A 25,801-nucleotide genomic window follows, 5' to 3' on the forward strand; every position below is an offset into this window, starting at 1 on the left:
TTCATAAACCGTTTAAAGTGTACCATATAAAATTTCTAAAGGAAAGCTGGGGAGAGAAGACAGGAAAGCGCTTCCTTGCGGCAGCTTCAGAAAAAAACTATTCCCCTTCAAACCATGCCATAATCGAAGATCGCCGGAAGTAAAAATGAAGCGGAACGCTGAGTAGGAGACCACGGACCAATGAATTCAGATAAAGAACCGGATAGGCGATAACGAGGTCAATGGCGGACGTTTCGTGCAGATGAAGCTGCTCGCGCAGGACAATCGTGGTCATGCAGAGGAAAAAAACGATCAGAAGCGCAGGGATCAGATATGTCACATTCCACCAGGCCCAGGGTCTCAACAAAAAAATGCCGACCCCGCTGCTATAAAGCAGGACCGGCAGCATACCGTAAAGGACGAATCCGATCAAGGCGGTGGGGCTGGTAATGAGCAGGGACCCGATCCCGTAAACGCGAAGGGAATCGATGACTTGGAAAAGGATGGCCAGGATCCCGACCCCACCGCTGAAGATCAGCAAACCGCCGGTCACGGGAATACCGATCGGGCGTTTTTTTCCTTCCAAGGGCTCTCCTACTTCGCGGTTTGGTTGAAGACCTGATCCGAGATCACCCGGCCGCGGTTATCCAGCTCTTTCTTGCGCACGAGCTGGCCTGCCTTGTAGTGAAATTCATAAAAAACGTCCCGTTTCTCGTCATATTCCTTTTGAACGCCTTCCATCAGCGAATACAAAACCTGTTGGTCTTTTTCCACAAACGGTTTTCCCGCGCTGTCGTACAACTGGACCATCTTGTCCTCTTTCAACTGCTCGCGTTCTTCCTGTTCATAAAACGCGATGATCAACTTCGGGAGTGTCCCAAAAAGAGCTGTGATCCCAGCGACCGCCACCGCGCCCACCAAGGCGATTTTTAAATTGACGGCAGTCGTTTTTTTCTGCGTTTTCTGGGCATCATAAATTAATATCGCGAGTTTCTCCTCGTTCAACTCCCCATCCGACTCCCTGGCCAACGGCAAAGCGATCCCCAAAGCCCTGGCATAACTGGCCAGTTGATCCTTACGCTCGGTCCGGTTCGGGATATCCAGGATCTGGCCCAACTTGTTCATGGCGTCTTTTTGGGCCGGAGATGTTCGACCGCCGTCTTGATGAATAATTGGTAGTGATATTTTCCCATATATTCCGTTCCACCCGCCGACAAAAACTGTTTGCTGAGGTCATGGATCTTCAAAATTTTCTGGCGGGCCGGGACACTCCCCAGGTCCACGGCGGAATAATCGCAGAAACCGATGATCGGCTTATCTCCAAACTGTGGCAGGCGACGGAGGATTCCCGCCAGTTCCGCGCATGGGACTTCTTCGGTGAGCACATCAAGAAAAATAACATCCGGATAGATTTTTAAAATTTTAGCCAGGGCCTCTGATCCGGTCTTGGCAGACTCAAACACATATCCGGCCCTCCCCGCCTGCTCGGCCATGTCCGACAGTGCCTCGGCGCGGGGACTGACGCCCAGGATCTTTTTGGGAATACCGGCCGGCCCCTCTCCCTCCGGTTTTCGCCGGTTCTGGTGCATCAAAAAAATATGCTCGATTTCATCCATCAGCGACTGGGGTGTAAACGGCTTCGTGATAAAACCGTCGACCCCGATCACTTTAAACGTGTCCTCCATTTTCCCCCGCCCGGTCACGATCAGGACAGGAATGTCGGATGTGGCAGGGCTGTTTTTCAATTCCTTATAAAACGTATACCCGTCCATTTCCGGCATCAGCACATCTGCCAAAATCAGATCCGGCTTTTGTTCCCGAATTTTTTGCAAGGCCGTCACCCCGTTCAAAGAGGTGCTTACGTCAAAACCTCTCTTGCGCAGGACCGAAGATGTCGCGTCCAGGATTTCTTGTTCATCATCCACGACCAAAATGCGCTGTCCCATCAAACGGCCCCCGCCAACCCTTTCAGTTCATTGATAAGCCGGGCAATATCGTCCGGTGTGTTAAAAAGATGCGGCGCGATGCGGATATTGTTTTTCCAGAACGCCCCGCAGATCCCCTGTTCCAGCAGCCGGTTGAAAATACCGGCGTTTTTTTCCGGCCGGGCATGAGAGAACACGACCAGGGCCGTTCGCCGGGCCATGTCCGTGGGGCTGATGACCTGCCAGCCCTGATTCCGAAGGCCTTTTAAAAGGAGCTCAACCAGGCCGTCATTGTGCTTCTGTACCGTTGGGATACCGATGGACTGAAGATATTCGATCGACGCCGTCCAGGGATGGAAGTTAAAAAAATTGGCTGTCCCGAAAACATCATACCGGGAGGCGCCATGATCGTCCGGCAAGGAAAGCTCGCCTGTCGTTTCCAGGTCGGGGCCGGATAGGCAATTCACCCAGAACGCATGATTATAATCCAAATTTTGCCTCAAATCCGGGCGGACCCAGCAAAAACCTGTCCCATAGGGGCCGCAAAGCCATTTGAAACCCGCCGATGTCACGGCATCCACCGGCCATGCGGAAAGGTCCACCGGGTGATAGCCGGCCGATTGGGAAATATTTAAAACAAATATAACCTTCCTCTCCCGGCAGATCCGTCCGATCGCTTCAACATCCAGCCGGAACCCCGAGAAGGTGTGGACGTGCGGCAGGCACAGCAGGCGCGTTTTATCCGTGAGCAATCCGGCGATTTCTTCCGGGCTAAAAATATGCTCCCGCGGGGCGACCTGCCGGGCGACGACCCCTTTTTTCCGGAGTCCCAGCCAGGGCAGGATGTCCGATGGAAAATCATTTTGCATGAGGAGAATTTCATCCCCGGGATGGAAAGGCAATCCATTGGCCAAGAGATGGATCCCGTAAGTCGCGCTGTTCCCGAGGATGATATCCTGGGACGCGGTATTCACCAGGCGCGCCAGCGCGGATTTGAGGCGTTGCGGGACCTCCTGGAATTTCCGGCGGGTCAAAAGGAACGGCTTGATCTTCCATTCCGTTGCTTCCTGAAGCGCGCGAACGGAAACCTTGGGCAGCGGGCCTTCGCTTGCCGTGTTGAGCCATATCCGTCCGTCAAAGGGACCGAAATCATCCGCGTAATTTTTCATCATGCCTTCCGACGGGCTTTCGTCCCTTCGGACGATTAAAAGTGAACATCGATTTTGGCCCTGGCGTACGGCGTGGCCTCCGGTTCAATCCAGGAAGTGCCGTCACGGTATTCCAACTTACGATTGAAAACACCCCCGGCTGAAAGCGAGGCATCCACCACATCGGCCACCGCATAACGCAGTCCGGCGCCTGTGCTTGTTTCGCGGTATTTCAGGATAACGCCTTTTTTTCCCTGCCGTGTCACTTCATATTCATCATACGTAAAACCCAGCTCCCAGAACGCCGTCAATTTCTCGTTGATCCTGTAGGACACATGCGGGTCATCGGAGGCGAAGTTGAACGTCAGGCGGTCGTTCGGCTTATAAATGAAGCCGATAATAGGCAAAACTTCTTCGTCATAATCAATGCGGACCAGGACGCCGGCGACAAACAGGAACGTCTCGCTGGGTTTATAGATGACATAACTGCGAAAAGGCATCCGTAACGCGCTGTCTTCCCAGTCCCAGCCATCGGTGTTCATCGTCGGGTAGATGTCGGTGCCCATATAATAATTTTCGAGGTCCAGAAACGGGACAGGGAATTTGGTCCCGATCCCAATACTGCGGCTTTCCAAATGAGACGGGAGCACCATAGCGGTGCTGTCATCGATCTCCATATGCTTGATGTCCATGAACAATGCCAGGGGCATTTGGTTGCTCAATGTGGAGCCGTAGGAAACGTTCAACTTCGATTCCGTGATTTCAATCTCACCGGGTGTCCCCTCCACGTCGCTTGAATAAATTTGCCGGGTTTCTACTCTAACCGTGACGGTATCTTGCTTTTCCTTAGCGCCGTCACTGGCAAAAACCGGGACTGAAGGGGCAACAAGGGAAACGGCCAGAAGGATCAGGAAAAGGCCTGTGGACAAATACCTGCAATGCATATCACGTCCTTTCGTTATGGGGCCGGGATTAAAACAATTTTTCCCGCCGCGCCGGGCTGCATGACGGTCTCATGCGCCTGGGGCGCCTCTGTTAACGGAAACCGCCGGCTGATAACCGGAGAAATTATATTTTTGTTCAGGGCCAGGACGATCGCGGCAAAGGCCTTGGCCCGTTCCGACGGATCCAGCGACATGTTCATCAGCCCCAGGACAACGGCTTCGCGGCTCATGATGGCCCGGGGATCAAGGGAGACCGGGCCCCGGGACCCGATAATGACCAGCCGGCCGTTTTTAGCCAGGAGCGTCAAATCCTCTCCGAGATTTTTGTGTGCCGCCATTTCCAGGATGATATCGACGCCCCGGTCTTGCTGAAAAGCCCTAATCTCATCCAAATACCCGGGCTGGGAATGATCAAACGCCGCATCAACCCCCTGGCCGCGGACCAGATCCAGCCCCCGCGGAGTGCCGGCCGTGGCCAAAATTTTCAGGTGGTTCGCCTTGGCGAGCTGAATGGCGGCAATCCCGACCCCTCCGCTGCCGCCGTGGATCAAAACCGTTTCCCTGGCGCCGGCCTTGGCCTTGAAAAAAAGCGCCCGGTAAGCCGTCAAATAAGGGATGCCGATGGCCGCTCCCTGCTCAAAGGTCAACGGATCCGGCAATGGATAAATCTGGTCTTTCGTGCAGGCGGCCAAAGATGCGTAGGTGCCGCTCACGCTTCCGGAAATGAAAACGCGGTTCCCGGTGCTGAAACCCGCGACGCCTTCCCCCACCGCCACAACAACGCCCGCGCCGTCAAGTCCAGGCGTGTACGGAAGGATCGGCTTGATCGAATACTGGCCGGAACGGATATAAGTGTCCACCGGATTGATCCCGGCGGCTTTGACTTCCACAAGGATCTCCCCGGCCCTCGGCACGGGGTCCGGCAAATCCATCAGGCGCATCACATCCGGCCCGCCGAACTGTTCAACGCAAATGGCTTTCATCCGGGAACAAACCCTCTTCCCTGTCCACAGCAACAAAAAACCTCTGGACGCAACGTCTCAGAGGCATGTTGATCAGGTGAACATAACTGGATATTACAGGAGATCGCCGGGCTTGTCAACGACGAGGAAGGGAATCTTTCCGACAGAATCAAAGTAAAAAATGATCAAGGATGAAAATGACCGAGAGGACCAGCGCCGCCACGATCACGCCGCCCACCAGAAGACCCGTTGCCGCAAGCCGCCTTTTGCGGCGCACCCCTTCCGCCGCATAAATAAGGACCACCAGCGTGTCCTCATCCCAACCGCCGTCTCTGCGCACCGCGTCATCGGCGTTGACCTCCAGGGAGGAGGCATAATCCAACAGGGCCCTCTGCCGTTCGCCGGGGTCAGGGATTCCGAGGACGGTCTCAAGTTTAGATCCAGGTGTTCGATGGGCTTTTGGCATACTGATCCATTCGTAGCGTCGAAATTCCTCGCTGCGCCATGCGCGATCGGGATGTTTCGGCGCGCTTTTCTCCGAAAAGCACGGGGAGCTCGCTATTGAAAGCCCTCAGTGCGCCATGCGGATTCGGGATGCTTCGCCGCGCGTTTCCCGCCAAAATCGGGGAAGCGCGGCGAAACAAAAAGGCCCGGCACGCATCTTCATGCGGCCGGGCCTGGATTTTCAGCGGTCGTTATAATTTTACGACCTTGGAAGCCTGCTCGCCTTTCGGACCAACTTCGATCTCGAATTCGACGTCCTGGCCTTCTTCAAGGGTGCGGTAACCGTCACCCTGGATTGCGGAATGATGCACGAACACATCTTTGCCGTTCTCAGGGGTGATGAAACCGTAACCCTTCTGATTGCTGAACCATTTCACTTTGCCTTTAACCATTATTTACTAACCTCCTTTCTTGAAATCTGATTAGTAAATAATGGCAGAAACTTGTCCCTGTTGGCAGGGATTTGGTGCACGTACATTTGGGTCGTGGACCTGTGTTCTGACCCCTTATTTACTAACAAAATAACTATAACTTTTTTTCCTGTTTTGTCAAATTAATTTCTGCCTTTCCCACAAAAATCCCGGATCAAACGGACCGCTGGGATGGACTTCGGCCCGACGGGGTCAGCCGGTGAACCGTCTCCCTGCCAGCCGCCTGCGCAGTCTATTTAGTCCCGCAGGAGATTAGGATGCTTGGCGAATTCTTTGGCCATTTCGCGGCTGATGATCCCGCGGGAGATCAAGTCCGAAAGGCACTGCTCGATGGAATGCATCCCGACCTTCCCCCCCTCTTCCAGCTGTCCTCGGATCTCCATCAGGGCCCCGCGGCGGATCATGTTCCGGATCGAAAGATTAGGGATCATAATTTCTGTCGCCAGGACCCTTCCCTGAGCTTCTTTGCGGGGGATCAAAGACTGGCCGATCACGGCCAGCAGGTTTTCCGCCAATTGGAGCCGGATCTGATTCTGCTGGCCGGACGGAAAGACATCAATAATGCGGTTAATGGACTCAATGGTGTCTGGCGCGTGCAGGGTCGTCAGGACCAGATGCCCCGTTTCTGCCGTTGTCAAGGCCATGGCCATGGACTCCAAATCCCGCATTTCGCCGATCACCACCACATCCGGGTCCTGGCGCAGGGCGTATTTGAGGCCATTGGCAAAGGACCGGGTATGGGACCCGACTTCCCGCTGAATGATAACGCTTTGCTTGGATTGATGGATGTATTCAATGGGGTCTTCAATGGTGATAATCTTGCATTTTCGTTCCCGGTTGATCAGATCCACCATATAAGTCATGGTCGTGGTCTTCCCGGTCCCAGCGGAACCGATAATGACAATCAGCCCCTTGCGCCTCCGGGCCAGTTGGGCCAAAACCGGGGGAAGCCCGAGTTCTTCCGCGGAGGGAATATGCGTCGGCATGATCCTGACCGTGGCCGCAACATTTCCCCGCTCCAGGTGCGCGTTCACGCGAAAGTAATAACCTTCCAGGCTTTGGTAGGAAAAATCCAACTCCTGGGTCTCCCGGAAGGTCTCTCGCTGGGCATTCGTCAGCATCCCTTCCAGCATGGCCTTGACATCGTCCGGAGACAGCGGGGGCAGGTCCGCGGCATTCAATTCCCCATCAACGCGGAATATCGGCGGGTTGTGCGCCACCAGATGCAGGTCCGTGGCCCGGCTGTCCACGGCGATTTTCAAAAGATCACTGATCGACGATATAGGCATCTTCACTTCTCTCCTTCCGGCCCTTACGACGGCAAGAATTTTTCAACCGTACTTAAGAATGTGTGTTCGTTAAACCGCCCCGCATACGCGGTTGTCCCTGCCTCCAGGCAACTCTTCTGGGCGGCGTCGACGCTCAGCGCCTTTTGACGGACATCTTCACTGCCCAGATCAGAAAGCCGGTAAAAACTGTACGCCAAAATCGGGGTTCGCTCAAACTGCGGCATCTGGCGCAGAACACGGATGCTTTCCCAGGACGGCATTCCATCCATCTGCACTTCCAGGACAATGAGGTCCGGACCGAAGAGGACGCTCTGCTTGATCACGTCTGCGCCAAAGGAGACTTTGACAACCGAACAGCCGCGGCTTCCAAGCTGACGCCGCATGTTTTCCATGACATCCTCATCCGTGCCGGCGACCAAAACCCGCGTGGGGCGTTTTTCCTCGGACGGTTCCAGAAGCTGTTTGAGCAAGCGGGCGGCATAAGCCAGGAGGACATAGTCCTCAAAGGGACGAACCAGGACCGTCGTAAGACGAAAAGAAAGATCTTCAGCCGGGGGCCGCGCGCGGTCCACCAGCGCCAGGACCGGAATTTCATGCGTTACCGGGCTTGACTTCACAGAGCGGATGAAATCCACCCCTTCCATAAACGGCATCTCGGCATCCACGATGATCAGGTCATGCGGTTCTGATTTCAGGATATCGCTCCCGTCACGGCTGGAGGTGACAGCCCGGGCGAAATAGCCCGCCGATTCCAGCAGGGTCTGCAACGCCGGGGCTTTGTCTGCCGGGGAGAAAATCAAAACCCGCTTCATTTCACTGATTTTCTTAACTAAAAATCCGTCTGTCGCCATAACGCCTCATTTCAGACTGCCGGTGATGCTGTTTTTTTATAGCTGCATTCCCTGTCCCCGGGCCAGGACTTGTGAAGGATGTCCCGGATCGGGACGCACCTGAAAAGACGTCCGCTGCGCGTCCGATGGAGACCGAAGCGATTTTCATAAATCCCGCAGACATACCGGCCGTCCCCGGCCGCAACCACGTGTTCACAGGGGTCTCCCTCGGCAACGCCGCAACAGGCCCCGCACCGGGTGCAGCGGGCCTCCCAGTCTTCGGCCTGCCGCATGTTCAATCGCTGATAACGGATATCATCGGATTCCATGGACTTTTCATCCCGTTCAAACAGAAACTCTTCGGGCGCTCCTCCATCCCGTTATAATGATCTCCCATCCTCTGGCCGACAGGAGGGCGATGAAAGGCATCATTCCAACGCGAAAGCGCGGGGTGACCTCTGTTCCCGCAGCCGCCACGGTGACCGCGACGAAATAAAGGATAACATATAAGACAAACGCGTGATACCTGTCTTTAAACGCCACACCGATCCCCGGGAGCAATCCCGTCACCCAGAACGCAACGAAAAGATACCCAAAGACCTTCCCGAAGACTTTCCAGCCGGAGGATTCAAAATATTTCATATTCCCCGGCTCCGTCAGCAAAATCAGGACATTCCGCGCGGTCTTCCGGAGGCTGTTCCCGATGTCCGAATTGTGGTGGCCCGACGGATCCACGGCGCCGATTCCGTGCATGCGAACCGTGGCATTCCCGATGCTGCTGAAGCGAGCATCATGAAAAGCCGAAAAATTCCTGGCCTGCCAGACGAACAGCAGCCCGTAGCAAACGGCCAAGAAAACGCACACTCCCCCAATTTTCCGCCGCACACCCGGCAATGGGCCGGCAAACAGCAAAATGGGAACAAGGGCCAATCCCAAATAATACGCCACAGGCCGGATATAACAGCTCGCCGCCAAGACAGCGCCCGCGCAGAAAAGAAGCCGGATCTGTCCTGAACGCAAATACCGTATAAACACGTAAAGGAAGACCGCCATCCCAAGAACAAACAGTGATTCCGTCAAGATCAGCGAAGAATAAATTGTCGTCGGTAAATCATACAGCAGAAAAAGCCCGCTGAGCAGGCCCGGGCGCCCATCTGCCGCATGGGAGGCGCAGGCCACAATCCTGGCGGATACGGCCGTCAGCACGATCTGCAGGAAAACAATGCTGTGCAGAGTCCACCCTGCCCCGTGATGAAAAACAGCTAAAAAAAACGGATACCCCGGGGTCCGGTAATGGCTGTGCTCCAGGCCCACGGAGGGATTGGCTAAGAAAGAACGGATCGCCTCGGCGTCACGTAAATACCCGTGTGAATCGTGGACATAAATGGACATGGGGGCCGTGGTCAAAATATGCCAAAACAGACCGAGCTTTATGGCCATGGCCCCCAGGACAAGGATCGCGATCCCCTTTGTTGTTTTCAGGGAAGCGCACCAGCCTGGGCCCCTCATGGGCGCCCTTCCAAACCCTGATCGATGCTCCGTTCGATCTTCCGTTCAATGAAATCCGGGATCCGGTCCTGGATCCGCTTCTTAAAATCGGATTCCATCCATTGGAAATTCATCGCGTGCAGGTTCCCTGAAAGCCGGAAATCAAACGGGATGGAAGCCGCCCCCTCATCCGCCAGCCGCAGCATCATCCGCCCTTTGGGCGAATTTTCCAAAAGGACACGATGAAACGCCAGTGACAACTTGCTGGAAACCATGCTGTGCGTGTCCACCACAAATCCGCCGTGAACGTCGACATCCGGGGATTCCAGCAAAATGTCATTCAACCCTGCGCTGGACAACGTGACGGAAAAGCGGGACCCGGCCCGGATGAAATGGATGTCGTGCAGAGACGGCAAACCAAAGTTGGCGGCCACCCATTTAAAAAATTCAAAATTCTTCAAATGCCCGTTCTGGATCCTGATATCGCCCGACAGTTCGATGTCCGGGGAATTCCGGAAAGACAACTTCCCGAACAATCGGCCGTAAATCTTCGAAAAATGGACCAGCAGGTCGTCCAACTCATTCGCGTCGACGTCCGCCAGGGCTGCGGAAGCCGAGACTTTTACCGGCAATGTCGCCGTATCGAGCCACGCCTTTCCGTCTAAACTGCCTCCATAAAACGGCAAACGGATTTCCAGCATGGCGAACCCCCCGGGGATGGGGTGAAAAACAACCGTTAGATCGTCCAGGCGCAATCCGTGGGTTTCCTCTTGCAACTGCCAGATCAAACTCCCCTCCCGGAGCGCTATCCGGAGACGTTTTTGCATATCCGTGCTGAACCGCAATCCGGAAAAAGGCATCTCCAGGCGCTCCAGGGGAATGGGAGCTGCGGTGTTATTACGAAAAAATGCCTGCACCCTCCCTGCAGCCTCAAAAGCCTCCCGGGTCCACTCCCCCGCGATTTCCAGTTCCGCGCGGTCAAAATTTTTGATCTTGGTCTGCACGGTATCCGGGGGCGGATTGACCGTGGCCTGAAGGCGGAGCGCCGGGTGTTCATTCCAACGGATATCTCCGCGGATGGCCACTGGCATTTGATTCAGATTGAAAACAATGCCCTCCAAACGCCAAAGACCTGGGGCCAAATTGATCCGCAGGCTCAAGTCCTTAAGGGAGATGTCGGGTTTATTGCCGTCGAGAACCCCGCCGGAAGTTTTTTCTTCCTCAAGCCGGGAACGGAGATAATTACGAAGGCGCAAAGACAGCGGCAACCCCGCAGGGTCGTTGCCCGGGGACAGTCGCGTCACGGCAAACCCGTTGACCTGCAACCGCTCTTCGCCGATGACGCCGAATAATTTTGAATAAAAATTCTCGCCTTTGACCATGAGGTCATCAACGGCGAGAAAATCCGCACCGAAAGAGCCCCGAAAAACGCATTGAAAAAGGTGCTTATGGAATCCCCGTCCCTCCGTGCGGGCGACCCCGGTTTCCAGGGACTTCGTTTCCAGGCCGACATGCCCATACCCGTCCATCTTTCCCCGCTTGAGGGCCACAGTGAGGTCCGCAAGCATGGTTGGGGAGCTGTCGTCCGTGACCGGCGGGATACGAAGCGAATGCAGACGGATTTTCATTTTCCCCGAAGGCATCTTCCGGATGGCATCAATGATACGGTCCCCATGCTTTCCCCAAAATGCATAAAACCCGGAAGGCCGGACCCGGGGATGGATAAAAGCAATTTCCGCCGCCGTCCATTCCCTCCTCAGGACAAACCGCCAGAAATTAAAACGAATCACCAAACGATCCGCTTCCAGGATGCCTGCCGGCGAGGAATCCGCGGATTCCCTCAGGACAAGATTTCCGCAGATCAGCCGATTAGGGAAAAGATAGGAAATCCTCCCGACCGTCACATCGTAGGGCGGGATGGCTTGGGAAAAAAGCTCGGACAAGGGGATCCGGATACTGGCAAGGGCAAAATTGACGGCTGTTGTGGCAGAAATCATCGCCAGCAGGACCCCGGCGGTTAACCACAGGCGGGTCCTAATATGTAAGCTCGACAAAAATTTTCCCTCCGATAAAGAACTCGATGCGGTCGATACGAAAAACGGCTTTGTGTTCGAGGTCCATGGGCGAACGGTAGGAAAATTCTTTAAAATCGCGGAAAACGAGACTCACCTGTTTCAAATTGACGATCGCGTTGGACAATGCCTTGATTTCGGCGGCGTCATTCTTGCCGTAGGCGATCTTCAGCAAATAGGCAAGGGCGAACAACCTTGCTTCAGAATCCGGATATGTTCCCACAAAACGGGAGAAAGCTTCTTTGGCGCTGCGCGTACTCGGCAAAAAGAAGTAATATTCTCCCACAGCGAACAAAGCCGGCTCCGAAAAACGGGACCGGGGATAATCCCGGAGGATCGCCTGATAGTGCAGGTAGGCGTAGTCGCTCTGTCCCTCCTTGGCCTCCTTCTGCGCGCGCGCGTGAAGAACGGTGTCCTCACCGGCGACAGCAGACGATCCTGCCCAAGCGGCCATCAAAAAGAATGCCGCAAAAATCCTAAGCCCCATCAATTGACCTCCCGGGTATTCAATTCATTATACTTGGGAATTTCCCGACTTCAACAATGGAAGGGTAGAATTTCACCACGGGCATCAACCCGCGGCCGCCCGTGAACGGTTCTCGGCATTGCGCTCCGCGAGGATTTTCCGGACCATGCTGAGCAGGACGTCCGCCTCAAGCGGTTTGTATAAATAATGGATCCGCCCGCCGGCATGCGTAAAAGCCATCTCATTTTCGCTCAACGCATTGTCGATTTTTCCCGTGAACATGACCACGGTCGAGTCCGGGCTGACTTCCTTGAATTCCCGGCAGGCCTGGATCCCATCCATATCCGGCATCACCAGGTCCATCAGGACAATATCGTACGCCTTCTGTCCCGCCGCGCGGACGGCGTCCGTTCCGCTCAACACGGCATCGGCATCATAGCCGGCCTCCTTCAGGACCTTTTTCAAAGCAACGCACTCAATCTGGACATCATCCACAACCAGGATCCGGGTCTCCGCGCCACCGTTTTTACGGCTGACGATCGATTCCGTGACTCTTAACAGCTCCTGGTCCAGCAACGGTTTTCGCAGGATCAGGTCCTTGCCTCCCGCATAAATAAATTCCATTTGATATTTTTGGATCTCATCCGGGTGTCCGGAAACCAGCACAATTTCCGCGGTCGGAAGGATCCCTTTCAACTGGCGGCAAATTTCCACCCCGTTCATTTTGGGCAGGACCAGGTCAACGTACACAACATGAAAATTTTCTTTTTTGGCGCTGGCGATCGCCTCCGGCCCGTCATGGGCCAGGGTCACCGTAAACCCTCCGCTCTCCAATTCTTTTTTATGGGAGATCAAGAAAATGTTTTCGTCATCCACAAGAAGTACCTTACCATTAACCATGCAGAACCTCCTGAGCTTCAGCCGCTTTTGGAAGAATGATCGTAAACCGGGATCCGCGTCCCGGCTCGCTGTCCACCAGAATTTCCCCTTTGTGGTTTTGAACAATGCCCAGGGAAACCGACAACCCCAACCCCACCCCCTTGCCCGGGGGCTTGGTTGTAAAAAATGGATCAAAAATCTTGGGCAAATCTTCTTTTTTGACGCCGCTCCCCGAATCAGAAAACTCAATAAAAATATTTTTCCCGTCCTGGGATTCCCGGGTGGTAATTTCCAGAGTGCCGCCGTCTGGCATCGCGTCGCCGGCGTTCGTGACGATGTTCAAAACGACCTGCTTAATCTGCTCGGCATTTCCGAAAACCTGGAGCGGCTTGGCGGAATAATTCCTGCGGATTCGGATCCCCTTCAATTCAAGCTGATGCGTGATAAAGCTGAATGAGGAATCCATCGCCTCATTCAAATTGAGCACGGCGAATTCGCCCCGTGAAGCTCTGGCGAAAGACGACAGGTCCTTGATGATCTTGGCCATATGTTCGCCGGCATCGACCATGATGATGAGCTCTTCCTTTTCCAGCGACCCGGCTTGGGCCCGTTTTCGGTAGATGCGCAGGAGATTCAGCAGCCCGTCCAGGGGGCTGTTAAGTTCATGGGCGATCCCGGCGGCCAAAAGGCCGATGCTGGACAATTTTTCGGTTTGGATCAACTGTGAGCGGGATTCCTCAAGTTTGCGGTATGTGTCCCGCAATTCCTGCGTGCGGGCCTTGACCATCTCTTCCAGCTTCTCCCGGTAAGCCCGCAACTCCCCTTCGGTCCGCTTGCGCTCTGAGATATCCCTGACAAATGCCGCGATCAAGGTTTTGTTTTCATCCATGAACGAGATCGTGGCCTCGACGTCAATGATCATCCCGTCTTTGCGAACATGCCTCGTCTCAAAACGATCATAATCCATCTGCCGTAATCGTGCGATCCGTGCGGACACCTCCTCGGGGCTTTCCACCGCCTCCAACTGCGGCACTGTCATCCGGAGAATCTCTTCGCGCGAATACCCGCTGATCCGGCAATAGGCATCATTCACCTCCCGGATCCGGGCGGTCGCATCCACGATATAAATTCCCTCCATCGCCGTCTCAATAACCGCCCGGTACTTTTTTTCGCTCGCCCTGACCGCCTCTTCATATCGCTTGATATCACTGATATCCTGAACCGTGCCGAACAACTCCGTGATAACGCCGTTTTCGTCATATTGCGGCGCTCCGAGGGTGTGGATAAAACGGGGGTCTCCGCCATCGCCCTTCACGCGAACGATGGTGTCATAAGGTTTTCCAAAATCAATCGCGGCCTGTATGTTTCGTTGAAAAGGTCCCCAGTCATCGGGATGCATAAATACGGCGTGCTCCTGATAGGAAGGAACTCCTTTCGAAGGATGCCGCCCGACAATCCCAAAGACCTCGTCCGACCAAACGACCGCATCGGCCGCAATTTTATACGACCAGTGCCCGATTTTGGCTGTCCTGTGGGCCATTTGCAACCACTCATTGGCCCTCCTCAACTCCTCTTCGGCAACCCTCCTCCCGGTTGCCTCGGCATCGATTCTCTGTCCAATAGAAAACGATAACTTAACCGTGACAAACCCGGCGACGACCAAAAAAACCATCATATGCACAGCGGACAGCAAGGGCTGTTCCGGGTGAACATGTCCCGGGGTCCCGCTCATATGTTGCAGATAATCCGACAGGACAACAATGATCGCCGTAAGCGGCAAAAAGACCCGCAGGAGCTTAGCCCGTACGCTGGGGCCGGTAAAAAACAGAAAAGGGAAGTCCTTTCCTCCCAGCAGGGTGATCTGCCCAAGCGCCAGCGACAAAAATCCCAGCGACGTCGTCAGAGCCACGGGGATACGGTGGGAATCACCGTAAAGAAACGGCGTCCCGTAAAGATATCCTAAAAGAAACGTTAACGTCACATAAACCACGGCGCTGTTCAGGATTCCCGCCGAATGCCCAGCCCACTTTTGAATTTGAGAGAACCTCTTGCGCCATAACCACAATGCCAGCGCTGTTCCTGTAAAAAAGACCAATGTCCCCGTGATCGGCGACATGATCCCTATCGGGATCCCGCCCAAGCGGCCTAAATCCGGAAATATGACGTTCTCAAAACTCCTCTGCCCGCCCGCCAGATGCTCTCCGCAACGCAACAGCCCATAAAAGGCCGAACAACCTGCCAATGCGACCGCAACCGACAAAGCCCTCCCGGGAGGAAGATGATTCCCCACCCAAGTCAGCACAGATAAAAACAGCAGGATCAGTGCGGTCGAAGGAGCGATAGGAATGAATTCCGGACGGATATTTCCGAAAATGGCCAATCCCGGGATGTAGGAAAGGATCCCCAGGACGGCGACAAGAGATGCCAGCGATATAAACAGATACCCGCTTTTACGGATGTTCCAGGAAGGGGCGGCACCGGGAGAGGGACATTCTGAAGAACCGTGTTTTAGGAAGGTGGACATCGTCATAACCGGCCTTTCGTGGGTATTATAACCTTGAAAGTCCGGCGGGTGGGAAAATTCTCCCGCCTCGCGGTTCCGCAACAAAAAGACCATTTGCCGTGCCGCCGGCGTCATTGCATAAAGATTAAAATCATGGCTGAAAAAGAATCGGCCTTGCCGGGCCTTTTGCTGCAGATTGGCGACCTCGATTTCTTTGCCGTAGATGTTTAAATCCAAATCCGCCACATCCGAACAGCGCCGTTCCGGCCCCAGGGATTTATTTTTCAAAAGGACATCCGTCTCAAGGCCCGCATGAAGATTAACCGTTCAACGGGCGAGAGGAAAAGAAAAGAGCCTGGCTGGAGTGGTAAAAGGCAAGGCTTCAGGGCATGCAATCTGCTGTTTTCTATCCCTGCTGAACGCGCCTGACGAGATCGCCCTGCAAGGAAGAGGCAATCATCGTCAATAGGACAGATGCGCCAAAAAAATATATCCCGTTTTCTGCCTGAGCCGATGCCAACGCCCCAAGCTTGACCCACACAATAATGATGGCTGACACAAAAACATCCAGCATTGACCATTTTCCAAAAACTTCTATAAGAGCAATGACTCTCTGCCGGTGTCCAGCCTTTAACCGTATAAACCAGACAGCAGAAAGGGAAAGCAGCTTAGCGATAGGGAAGATTACGGAAAACAAGAATATGACCACTGCCAAAACATAATGCTTCTCCAGCCAAAGGTTTTCTACACCTGTCACGATCGAGTAGGTGTTACTTTCCCATAGCTTTTGGACAGTCAGGATGGGGAGCGATAATCCGATAATGAGCAAAAACATGGACACGATAATTAAAATAACGATATCAACGCGCTGAGGATAAATTTCCCGGAGAGATTTAGTTTGGGATGATTTCATTCTTTGAAGTATAGCATGATATAAAAGCGCCGCGTGATGTATCCTTCGATTCGCTCGCTTCGCCCACTCGCTTTGAGCGGTTCTTCTCGATCGGGACTGCCGCTTAACGTCTGGGCAGCTCGTTACGAAAAGGATCAAATTAAAAAGGGACACCTTGCGGTGTCCCTTTTTAAGCACGCCTCTCGCGACCGGATTTTTCACCAGGCGTCTTGAATTAACGCCAAAGGATGCTGATTTAAACCCGGCCCCCCATATTCATCAACAGGGATGCGATTATTTTGAAGATCATGCTATTGGAATTAACGCGCACGCCTCAAATGGTTGAAAAACGCTGTAAAGAAAACCGGAGACACTTAATGCGATTTTATTGAATACGGCGTGCAAGGTAAATACTTTTCCGTTCAAGTCATTGCCGGAGTAGCTGTACTCATCAAATTCTTCGGCGCGAAATTCCGGGTGCGCCGCGAGGAATTCGTCAAACGCCCGTTTTTCACCTTTGTTATCCCTGGCGAGGGGATTCCAGTCATCGAAAAAGACAACGCTGTGATCCTTAATCAGGGGCCCGATAAAATCCAGGGCCTCTTTCGTCGACGAATAGATATCACAATCGACCATGATCAAACTCGCCTTTTTTATTTTATGTTTCGCGGCGAAATCTTCGCTAAGCGTGTCGCTGTACCAGCCTTTGATGAGCGCCGCACGTTTCCAGTCCACGCCATGATCCGTGAGAAGCTTCTTTGTGTGCTGGTAATTTGACTTAAAACTTCCCGCTTTCCAATGGCCATCATCGCAAGGGGGCAGTCCTTCGAACGAATCAAATCCCCATAAACGGACATCCGAAAGGCCGGCCTTTTCCAACTCGTCATACATGCACTTCATTGACGTCCCTCGGCAAACTCCAAACTCAAAATAGTCCCCGATATTCTCTTTACCGACCTTATGCTTGAGGTATTGTATCGCTTTTCCGTAACATCGAGCGATTTCAGACTCGTTAATGAGCTTCTCCTTGTAAAGTGATAAAATTTTCTTTTGTTCACGGCCACGATTTAAGAACTTCTTTATCGGAGCGCGAATCCCGGAGGGAACCTGCATGTGCCGGTTAATCAAAACTCCAACCTGCTCTAATTTTTCCTCAAACATCACTCCCCCCCCCTTTTGGTTGATTGCATGCCTTACATTGCATTTCTTTAGATAAACAAGTCGATCGGAAAATTGACCGGGGGTAAAACCCCGTCCTATATACCATGAGTGAATAATCATGTCAACGAGACAAAACAGGACAAACCAGACAACCTCGTGCATATGGGGCAGCGCCCTTTTATCTGATCGGTCTTCAACTGCCACAATAACGTACTTATAATGCGTATTATTTTTCTGGCTCTGCCTGCGTTACTTGCCGCTCTGCGTTCAACACACAGACAGGCGCAAGACCTGATTTTTCCATGTCGAGTTTTTGCGCCGCTCCTACGGACATGTCTATTATCCTGTTGCCTGAGTACGGGCCGCGGTCGTTCACGGTCACGGTGACGTTGCGGTCGTTATCGAGATTGATGACGTTCAGCTCTGTTCCGAAAGGGAATTTTCGGCTTGCGGCTGTCAATGCCTTCGGATCATATTTCTCTCCACTGGCAGTCGGTCGACCCTTCATATGTTTACCGTACCAGGAGGCGATGCCTTCTTGAATGCATTTCAATTTGGAAACGGGGGCTTTGGCATGCGCAGAAGCATCAGCGGATGCGGGGGCGGAAGAATCGGAACCTTTAGAGCATCCAACAATTTCAAACAAGACGAGGTTAAGTAAAATGAAAAATATGGTCACGCTATTTTTGCGTTTCATGGATCCCTGCCTCTTCCATACCCGTCTGTAGTGATAGAAGACCAAATGGGGCGGTTAACAAAAGTGCGACGTTATTTTCGCACCCGGAAGATCAGGTCGTCTATCGGCGAATGCCTCCAATGCCGGTTATACGACATTTTTATCATGCGTATTCTTTAAAATTCCTCCCATCCTATCCTCGTGTAATCCAGCGGCCTACGGTACTGATATCGTCGCCAAAGCCTCTTACGGTGCCACAACCAACAGCCGTCACAACTAACAGTCCAACCAGAACAAACAAGGCCATCTTCTTCATCGCGCTCTCCTTTTGCACTCACTGTGAATAGGATATGGATGATTCAACCGTCCAAAATAATTTGGATTTACTCTTGTCACATGTCTTAAGCTGTTCTCTCTATTTCTGCTTGTTGTTATTCTATGGGATCGCGAAATTTAATCAATTGTACCTCGGTATAACCACGGATTTTTAATACCCAGGGACTCTCTTTTGAGCGCTCCTTGCCCCTGACGCGTGTTGCGGTTCAATCTCTGGTATCTCGTTACCCATAGGGATTTTCAATAGAAAAGGACACCTTCTGGTGTCCCTTTTGAAAACTCCCCCGCCAGGATTCCCCAGCTGATGAGCGCTGACACGCGCATCAAAACGCTGGGGCCTCCTCTCTACGCTCAGTCGAAACAGTTCCCCATGGTCGCTGGGCATCATGTACGGCAGGAACGTCCAAACAAAAAGGTAACCTGTAAGGCGTCCTTTTCGTTTGGTTCCCCCTGCTTGGCGATTTTTACAACTGGCTACTTTAATCCCTCGACCAGGACCACCGACACGCTCCCCACAGGGGCTTTAAGAACCGCGCGCAGACACTTCCTGGGCTCGGTTGTCAAAAAGAAAACCTCAGCGGAAATCTTCTTGATTTGCTCCTCATTAAGAAACACATACGGCTTTAAAGAGTGTGCTTCCTGCCTGCCGTAAGAGGGCATGTTGACCGCAGTCTTCGCGTGGAGCAACCCTATAAAATCATAAATTTTTTGATCCGCATAAATCTTTAACTCGACCGTATCTCCCAATTGCCAGGGGACCATCCTCAAATAAAATCCCCCGCTTAAGACATCAACAGTTTTATCGGGAATATCGACCTTTTCTTCCCGCAGATCGATGAAATTCTTATAGGATGCGGTGTGATTTTCATAATCAAAATCAACAGCCGATTCCAGGACGGTTCCCCCTTTCACATATTCTTCATGGCGCAGGACGACCAATTCTTGCCGGTCCATATAAGAAACATAGCGGTCTTTGGTTTTAAGAATTTTGGCAAAGAAAGGTATGATTTTGACAATAAGTTCAAAATGATATGTTTCCCGGCCCTTAAACATCGCGTTGCCGTTATTGATGATAATAAATTGACCGATGGTGATGCCTAAATATTTTGCGTTATAAACGAGCTTTTCCGGGTCAGGTAAGGAGAAATTGGCGGGGACAAATGCTTGGGCCGGTTCCGGAGGCGCGGCGGCCTTGATTTGCTGGGCCTGCAAGAGGATATCTTCTTTTTTTATGACCGACGCACAGCCCGACAAGAACCACAACACCACACAGCCGATAAAAATAAATCTTTTATTCATGGTTCATTTTACCGCAAATAAAAACCCTCTGCAACTTGCGCTACAGAGGGTTTAAGATATTTAACTCCCCCGTCACCCCCAAAACCCGAACTTTTCGGTGATTATTTATGTGGGGATGAATAATAAAAAGAACAGTGATAGAAATAAAATTGTTTTTTGAAACTTATTAGGCGCCGACTTATTTCTTAAGTATCATATTAACAGCTTGCTCAAGCGCGGGGTTAAAACGCTCAGGGGCTTTAAGCATCAGAAAATGATCCAGTCCGTCCAACTCGATCAGTTCAAAGTCCCTTATGTGTCGTCTGTTCGCTTCGACATCAGTTGGCCAAAGATCGGCATTCACGGCCACGACCGGGACATCTAATCCATCAAACAGCTTGGCCACATCGCCTGTCAGATATCCGCCCAATGACCCGTTTATTGCACTAAGCGCAACTCTAGGTTCAGCCAAAGACATATCAGAAATCACCCATTCATTGACCGGCGAGTTATCAGGACGCAACATCCCTGCAACAAAACCTCTGACGCCCTGTTTGAAATCTTCTTTGAATGGCGCGGTCATCTCCTTGAACTGTTCTTTGCCTAAAGGATATTCCACATTCTGAAGATCATCAATCGCGACCAATCCAATAACCTTTTCTGGCATCAAGCGGGCCGCCTCTGCGATCACAAGGGCACCCATGGAATGACCGATCAAGACCACCTTCTCTGCCCCAATACTCTCGACAACAGCCTTCACATCCTGACCAAAAGCTTCCATGGTGTAATTCTCACGCTCACTCCCAGAACGACCATGCCCAGCCAGATCGATCAGAACCATGTGATACTTATCCTTGAAATATTCGACCTGTTCTCTCCAGTAGCTCGCGTCACAACTCCATCCGTGAACGAACACGAGCACCGGCTTCTCTTGCCCATGTTCGTAATAAATGATCGCAGTGCCGTCAGCGGAGGTCGCAGTTCTGATCACCTCGACGTTCTGTTGAGCGTCGCTTTGCGCAAAAATGGACAAAAACCCGATCCCGAGAATTAAAAACATTATCATAAGTAACTTTAAAACACTCTTTTGTCTCATGTTTTCTCCATTATTATAACGGCGGCTCACGAACCGTTGAGCAAACGTGAAAAAAGTTCGTACCCCCAATTGCCCCGTCCAGTACCCCCGAAATCCGAACTTTTGTATTAACCCATTGGGGCATCATAACTCGTTATATCTTAATACTAAACAAGAAACAAGCCCCAGCTACGATTTGTAACTGGGGCTATAATCCGAAAAAAGTTCGGATTTTCAATTGGCTCCCCCAAGTGGACGAATTTTGCAACTGGCTGAACTCAGAGGAGGCTGTATAAGATACAGATTGTTTTCCGCAATGATCCTACTAAAGGCAGAGACCCTTCTGTTTTTATCCTCCACTTGCCATTTTTATGACCATCGGCAGAGTGCAATAGCCGAAAACACCCCAAGCAAAGGTCATAACGACCGAGGCAAAACCCAAGATAGAGCGCTCAATAAAGCAAAAGACCAGATTTATCAAAAACCAAAATATGGGCGTGCCTACCCAATACAGGGTCGGGAAATGCTCGGCCGGCCAACGGTTTTTACCGGTCACAGCCCAGGAAGGGTCGCATATCCAGAAACTATAACCATAACTGCCCAGAAAAAGGTCACTAAATTTATAACAAAACTCTGCATATTTTCGGGAGCGAATTTTATGGACATATTATAAAAGAACTCCTATTTCTCTTTCCTCTTGATCAAATCGATACTTTCCTTATCCAGCATGTTAAGGGGAATGCTTTTGATCTCATCGCCTTTCTTCAGTTTTATTGAGTCACCAGTTTTCTCTATAATTTCTCCTTCTAGAACCTTCCCCGACTTTAACCGGACAGTCCCTGGAGCGAGTTGACCTTGAGAAATTTTTTCATGACTTACTTCCGGTACCCATAATCCATCCGCTCTTTTACCATTCTTTATTTGATAGGGTCCACTGATCTTGCCATCTTGGGTATGCCCCTGCCAAAGGCCATCTGTGACAATCTGCCCTTTTTCGTCGTAATAAACTATACCTGTTTGGCGCCCTTGGTCATCGTAGGCCCGCACTTCTGCCAAAACACCATTGGGGTGATACATTTTCCAGTCGCCGGCAAGATAACCGTTGACAAACTTCACTTCCTGGAACAGCTTGCCGTTGGTGTAATAAATTCTTTTTGACTGATTGTTTTCGCCGTTGACATAAATTGTTTCGGTGGATACAACACCGCTTTCAAAATAAATTTTGCCTAAGCCGTTAGGAACGCCGTTCTCGTAATTCACTTCGGCCTTGAGTTTCCCATCGGGGAAATAGAATTTTTTCACTTCGGCCCAGCTTAAACTCACAAAGATCAACTGCATCATCACGCCAAACAATAACAGCTTTCTCATATATACTTCCTTTCGAGAAATTGTTTTGATACCAATACAACCTGCATCCTAAATATATGTTAAAGAATAGCGTCGATAGCTAAAGAATATATTGTCCGAGCTGCGAATGCAAGATTAAATGCATGATTAATGGAATCCGTATATCGTAGAAAAAACCGCTGTAAGGTATTCACTTACAGCGGTTTATAAAAACTCCCTTAAGTAGACGAATTTTGCAACTATTTGGCCTATTCTGGGGATGAATCTGCCAATTCTGCACGTTTAATAATGTACGAAAATTGGTCTATAAAGTCAGGGACGTAGTATTGCCCCGTATTGGCGCTACAAGCCAAAGACAGAATCTTATATGTGTTTCCTTGATACTCCAAGGTATCGCTCTCCATGGGCATCAATTTAATTGTCTTGTCCCCTAACGAAACCACCAGCAGGCATGAGTTTATTGACGAATTTACTCGACAACAAGAATCTTCCATCGAAATCGTAAATGGCATCAAATCCTTTTCTTCAAAAGCCCGGCCACCACTATCATAAGCATATTTTATGCCTCTGGTATCCGACGCTATCATGCCGTCATATTGTCTTGCAAATCCACGATTCTTCCTATAGATAATCGTGTCGTCAAGCCTTAGGACCGGCAAAAATTCTTCGGGTACCTCTGCAAGAGGATATTTTAATACAATTGCGCCGGGAACTTGGTGGAGGTCTTGTGCAGGCGCGTTGTCTTCAAACTCTTGCACATCAACAGTTATTAGGCCGTTTGAGCTGGAGGCCACCCTCCCTCGCACTTTCGCCAAATTCTCGAACTTGTCTTCATAAATTGAAAAGTATGTCCCTTTTGAGTAACACTTTTCCGACACTGCACGGTCATCACTTATCTCCGAAGAACATTTTGCCGAGAAGTCATCATTATAATCTTTTATGGTCTTCGCTGCCTTCGCAATGCGCCGATCAATACTTATTTTGGAGACAATACGGTACCCAACTACTAGCAAAGCGAAACAGCTTATAGCAACAAATAACATCGTCTTTCTTCTCACTTTTGGTCTCCTTTCTAAAATTAAAAACCCGTTGCAAGTATATCACTCACAACGGGTTTTGGTCAAAAAACTCCCCCGCGAGGACTCGAACCTCGGACCCAGTGGTTAACAGCCACTTGCTCTACCAGCTGAGCTACAGGGGAATAAGATTGTTTCGAAGAGAAAAAATATACGGGGATTATATCGGAAATCCGTTAAAAGTCAATACCCTCTCTTGCCTTAAAGCGTGATTTCCCGCCTGGAGGTCATGGACATGGTGAGGGTCGAGACATCCACATACTCAACGGAACTTCCCACCGGGATCCCCAGTCCAATCCGGCTGACTTTGACACCCGTGGGTTTAAGTTCGTTCCGGATGTGCAGGGCCGTCATTTCGCCTTCTGTGTCGGGATCGGTGGCGATCACCACTTCCCGGACATTCTCATTTTTCACGCGCTCCGTCAACCGGTAAATTTTCAGGTCTTCCGGGCCGCGTCCGTCCGTCGGAGACAATGCGCCCAGCAGGACATGGTACTTGCCGCGGTATGTGCCCGTGCGCTCGATGGCCAGAAGGTCCTTGGGATTTTCCACGACACAGAGCATGGCGGAATCCCTCGCGGGGTCAGAGCAAATCAAACAAATCTCATTCTCGCTCAGGTTGTTGCAAATACGGCAAAACTTCAACTCGTCCTTCAGGCGCACAATCCCGTCGGAAAGGGCCTCGGCCTGTTCCCGGGAATTGTTCAGAATCCAGAAAACCATACGCTCGGCGCTGCGCCGGCCAACGCCTGGCAGTTTTGTCAACTGTTCGATCAGACTTTCGATCAACCGCGGATATGCCATCGGCCCTGTCCTGTTTTACCCGTTATGCCACTTGCTGACGATCTTCCCTTTAAACGTTTCCAGCGCGGACTTGACGAGGGGCTCATCTTCTTCCGGCTGAACCTGGGCCTGAGCGCCCTCAATAATTCTATATTCCAGGATAACCATTTTCCCAAGTTTTTCAGAGAAAATCCGCTCCACCAGCTGGACATTGGCCTGGTTCTCAAGGGTCTCTTTGTGAAATTCATGCTCCTGCGTAAAACCAATGGACAACTTGTTCCCTTTGACCGCGTGCGGGAACCCTTCTTGTAGATAGGTGGCCAGAGACATCTTTTCGCGGCTTAAAGCGTACGTGACGGCTTCCCAGGATTTCTTCACCGATTCCAAATCCAATGGCGCGCTGTCATTCGCGGCGGCCGCAGGAACGGGTTTCTCTAAAAGGGCAGTGTCGGCCGAATGGGGCTTCGAGGGTTGCGTGTCACGTGATTGCGGTAATTCCGCGGTAGGAGCTGTCCGAGGCCTGGCAGGCGCGGCCATGGGAGGAGCCGCCGGCGCCACGGCTTCAGCCGGACGGGGTCCTGCGCTGATCGCAGCCGGGACCTGTGACGAAATCGTCAATTTCGCGAACATGATCTCCAGCGGGATACGCAGACTTTCCGTGATTCGGGACACGTCCTGGGCCTCGATAAACGCGTCGATCGCCTTAAGAATGTCCGGCAGGGAAAATTGCGCCGACTGGGTCAGATACCTTTCCTTCACTTCCACAGGGTAATCCACCAATTTTCCCATCGTCTTGCCGCCGACCTTAATCACCATGAGATTCCGGAAGTGTTCCACAAGGTCCTTACCCAATTGTTTGATGTCCTTGCCCTGGTCGATGATCCTGTCCAGGACTTGCAGCGCTGAAGCGCAATCTTTCGCCGCGAGGGCATCGGTCATTTCAAACAACAGATCCAGCTCCACCAGCCCCAGCATGGAATAAACATCAACCCCCTGAATGGCGCGGCTGCTCAAGGCGCTCACCTGGTCCAGGATGCTCAGGGAATCTCTCAGACTGCCCTGCGACGCGCGCGCGACTGCATATAGCGCGTCCTGGGAAATTTCGAGTTTTTCCTTTTTGCAGACCTGGGAGAGAAGCTCGATGATCGTCTTGACCGGGATCCGCTTGAAATCAAACCGCTGGCAACGGGAAATGATCGTAGCCGGGACCTTGTTGGGATCCGTGGTGGCAAAAATAAATTTCACGTGAGGCGGCGGTTCCTCCAAAGTCTTCAACAGGGCATTGAACGCTTCCGTCGTAAGCATGTGGACTTCATCAATGATGTAAATTTTATACCGCCCGTACGTGGGGGAAAATTTGACATTCTCGCGCAGGGCGCGGATCTCGTCGATGCCCCGGTTCGAGGCCCCGTCGATCTCCAGGACGTCGAAACTGATGCCTTTGGTGATCTCTTCGCAGGCCGGGCATTTTCCGCAAGGATTGGCCGTCGGCCCGTCCTGGCAGTTGAGGCATTTCGCCAATATCCGGGCGCAGGACGTCTTCCCGATCCCCCGGGGCCCGCAAAAAAGATAGGCATGGGCGATCCGCCCGGAGGCGATGGCGCCCTTGAGCATTTCGGTGATGTTGTCCTGCCCGATCACTTCGTCGAATTGGCTGGGACGGTGCTTCCTGGCTAAGACGAGATATGATGACATATTAATCCAGTTGTTTTATGAGAACTGTGTTCATTTTAGCATAGGACTTTCAATTGTCGAAC

26 protein-coding genes and 1 tRNA gene are annotated in these 25,801 nt (G+C 51.8%); all 27 read right to left on the reverse strand.

All coding sequences use genetic code 11. From position 1 onward, the window contains the following. Positions 1 to 97: 97 nt before the first annotated feature. The 27 genes from Q8Q08_09750 to dnaX all read right to left on the reverse strand — a co-directional run bounded on the left by Q8Q08_09750 (position 98) and on the right by dnaX (position 25,739). Positions 98 to 565 (reverse strand): hypothetical protein, encoded by a 468-nt coding sequence (locus Q8Q08_09750; protein ID MDP2654302.1) that lies wholly within the window; start codon positions 563 to 565, stop codon positions 98 to 100. 8 nt (positions 566 to 573) lie between these two features. Further along, the gene (locus Q8Q08_09755) at positions 574 to 1,104 is read right to left on the reverse strand and encodes a hypothetical protein (protein ID MDP2654303.1); all 531 of its coding nucleotides are present in this window, start codon (positions 1,102 to 1,104) and stop codon (positions 574 to 576) included. After that, complete coding sequence (locus tag Q8Q08_09760) at positions 1,101 to 1,925, reverse strand: response regulator (protein MDP2654304.1); 825 nt, start codon at positions 1,923 to 1,925, stop codon at positions 1,101 to 1,103. Before Q8Q08_09760 ends, Q8Q08_09755 begins: the two co-directional genes overlap by 4 nt. After that, positions 1,925 to 3,076 (reverse strand): aminotransferase class V-fold PLP-dependent enzyme, encoded by a 1,152-nt coding sequence (locus Q8Q08_09765; protein MDP2654305.1) that lies wholly within the window; start codon positions 3,074 to 3,076, stop codon positions 1,925 to 1,927. The genes Q8Q08_09760 and Q8Q08_09765 overlap by 1 nt, the downstream gene beginning before the upstream one ends. 32 nt (positions 3,077 to 3,108) lie before the next feature. After that, a complete protein-coding gene (locus Q8Q08_09770; GenBank protein MDP2654306.1) occupies positions 3,109 to 3,996 on the reverse strand; it encodes a hypothetical protein in 888 nt (295 codons plus the stop codon). Positions 3,997 to 4,010: 14 nt separating this feature from the next. After that, positions 4,011 to 4,979 carry an NADPH:quinone reductase gene (locus Q8Q08_09775; GenBank protein MDP2654307.1) on the reverse strand — a complete coding sequence of 323 codons (969 nt, stop codon included), beginning with the start codon at positions 4,977 to 4,979 and terminating at the stop codon, positions 4,011 to 4,013. A gap of 148 nt (positions 4,980 to 5,127) precedes the next feature. Next, positions 5,128 to 5,424, reverse strand: a complete 297-nt coding sequence (locus tag Q8Q08_09780) for a hypothetical protein (protein MDP2654308.1) — start codon at positions 5,422 to 5,424, stop codon at positions 5,128 to 5,130. Between the two features lie 229 nt (positions 5,425 to 5,653). Further along, complete coding sequence (locus tag Q8Q08_09785; protein MDP2654309.1) at positions 5,654 to 5,854, reverse strand: cold-shock protein; 201 nt, start codon at positions 5,852 to 5,854, stop codon at positions 5,654 to 5,656. A gap of 275 nt (positions 5,855 to 6,129) precedes the next feature. Further along, positions 6,130 to 7,182 (reverse strand): PilT/PilU family type 4a pilus ATPase, encoded by a 1,053-nt coding sequence (locus Q8Q08_09790; GenBank protein MDP2654310.1) that lies wholly within the window; start codon positions 7,180 to 7,182, stop codon positions 6,130 to 6,132. Between the two features lie 23 nt (positions 7,183 to 7,205). Next, on the reverse strand, positions 7,206 to 8,033 hold the full coding sequence (locus Q8Q08_09795; GenBank protein ID MDP2654311.1) for a response regulator: 828 nt from the start codon (positions 8,031 to 8,033) through the stop codon (positions 7,206 to 7,208). 11 nt (positions 8,034 to 8,044) lie between these two features. Continuing rightward, a complete protein-coding gene (locus Q8Q08_09800) occupies positions 8,045 to 8,341 on the reverse strand; it encodes a hypothetical protein (GenBank protein ID MDP2654312.1) in 297 nt (98 codons plus the stop codon). 16 nt (positions 8,342 to 8,357) lie between these two features. Continuing rightward, positions 8,358 to 9,521, reverse strand: a complete 1,164-nt coding sequence (locus Q8Q08_09805; GenBank protein ID MDP2654313.1) for a glycosyltransferase family 39 protein — start codon at positions 9,519 to 9,521, stop codon at positions 8,358 to 8,360. Further along, on the reverse strand, positions 9,518 to 11,497 hold the full coding sequence (locus tag Q8Q08_09810; protein ID MDP2654314.1) for a hypothetical protein: 1,980 nt from the start codon (positions 11,495 to 11,497) through the stop codon (positions 9,518 to 9,520). Before Q8Q08_09810 ends, Q8Q08_09805 begins: the two co-directional genes overlap by 4 nt. Before the next feature lie 37 nt (positions 11,498 to 11,534). After that, positions 11,535 to 12,059, reverse strand: a complete 525-nt coding sequence (locus Q8Q08_09815; protein MDP2654315.1) for a hypothetical protein — start codon at positions 12,057 to 12,059, stop codon at positions 11,535 to 11,537. Between the two features lie 84 nt (positions 12,060 to 12,143). Then, positions 12,144 to 12,938, reverse strand: a complete 795-nt coding sequence (locus Q8Q08_09820) for a response regulator (protein ID MDP2654316.1) — start codon at positions 12,936 to 12,938, stop codon at positions 12,144 to 12,146. Next, complete coding sequence (locus tag Q8Q08_09825; protein ID MDP2654317.1) at positions 12,931 to 15,708, reverse strand: PAS domain S-box protein; 2,778 nt, start codon at positions 15,706 to 15,708, stop codon at positions 12,931 to 12,933. Before Q8Q08_09825 ends, Q8Q08_09820 begins: the two co-directional genes overlap by 8 nt. Positions 15,709 to 15,826: 118 nt before the next feature. After that, a complete protein-coding gene (locus Q8Q08_09830; protein MDP2654318.1) occupies positions 15,827 to 16,333 on the reverse strand; it encodes a paraquat-inducible protein A in 507 nt (168 codons plus the stop codon). A 285-nt stretch (positions 16,334 to 16,618) separates the two neighbouring features. Beyond that, positions 16,619 to 17,473: a TylF/MycF/NovP-related O-methyltransferase gene (locus tag Q8Q08_09835; GenBank protein MDP2654319.1), complete on the reverse strand. Its 855-nt coding sequence runs from the start codon at positions 17,471 to 17,473 to the stop codon at positions 16,619 to 16,621. A 226-nt stretch (positions 17,474 to 17,699) separates the two neighbouring features. Next, positions 17,700 to 18,170, reverse strand: a complete 471-nt coding sequence (locus tag Q8Q08_09840; protein MDP2654320.1) for a septal ring lytic transglycosylase RlpA family protein — start codon at positions 18,168 to 18,170, stop codon at positions 17,700 to 17,702. A gap of 172 nt (positions 18,171 to 18,342) precedes the next feature. Next, complete coding sequence (locus Q8Q08_09845) at positions 18,343 to 18,465, reverse strand: hypothetical protein (protein ID MDP2654321.1); 123 nt, start codon at positions 18,463 to 18,465, stop codon at positions 18,343 to 18,345. Positions 18,466 to 18,959: 494 nt separating this feature from the next. Then, the gene (locus Q8Q08_09850; protein MDP2654322.1) at positions 18,960 to 19,784 is read right to left on the reverse strand and encodes a DUF3108 domain-containing protein; all 825 of its coding nucleotides are present in this window, start codon (positions 19,782 to 19,784) and stop codon (positions 18,960 to 18,962) included. A 178-nt stretch (positions 19,785 to 19,962) separates the two neighbouring features. Then, positions 19,963 to 20,859 (reverse strand): alpha/beta hydrolase, encoded by an 897-nt coding sequence (locus tag Q8Q08_09855; protein MDP2654323.1) that lies wholly within the window; start codon positions 20,857 to 20,859, stop codon positions 19,963 to 19,965. 660 nt (positions 20,860 to 21,519) lie between these two features. Beyond that, the gene (locus Q8Q08_09860) at positions 21,520 to 22,206 is read right to left on the reverse strand and encodes a hypothetical protein (protein MDP2654324.1); all 687 of its coding nucleotides are present in this window, start codon (positions 22,204 to 22,206) and stop codon (positions 21,520 to 21,522) included. 227 nt (positions 22,207 to 22,433) lie between these two features. Next, positions 22,434 to 23,243 (reverse strand): hypothetical protein, encoded by an 810-nt coding sequence (locus Q8Q08_09865; GenBank protein ID MDP2654325.1) that lies wholly within the window; start codon positions 23,241 to 23,243, stop codon positions 22,434 to 22,436. 70 nt (positions 23,244 to 23,313) lie between these two features. After that, positions 23,314 to 23,386: transfer RNA gene (locus Q8Q08_09870), tRNA-Asn, on the reverse strand. A gap of 76 nt (positions 23,387 to 23,462) precedes the next feature. Further along, positions 23,463 to 24,065: a recombination mediator RecR gene (gene recR / locus Q8Q08_09875; GenBank protein ID MDP2654326.1), complete on the reverse strand. Its 603-nt coding sequence runs from the start codon at positions 24,063 to 24,065 to the stop codon at positions 23,463 to 23,465. Between the two features lie 15 nt (positions 24,066 to 24,080). Continuing rightward, positions 24,081 to 25,739 (reverse strand): DNA polymerase III subunit gamma/tau, encoded by a 1,659-nt coding sequence (gene dnaX, locus Q8Q08_09880; protein ID MDP2654327.1) that lies wholly within the window; start codon positions 25,737 to 25,739, stop codon positions 24,081 to 24,083. Positions 25,740 to 25,801: the final 62 nt, after the last annotated feature.

It is taken from the genome of Candidatus Omnitrophota bacterium (assembly GCA_030688425.1).
In the GTDB taxonomy this organism is placed as follows: domain Bacteria; phylum Omnitrophota; class Gorgyraeia; order Zapsychrales; family JANLHA01; genus JAUYIB01.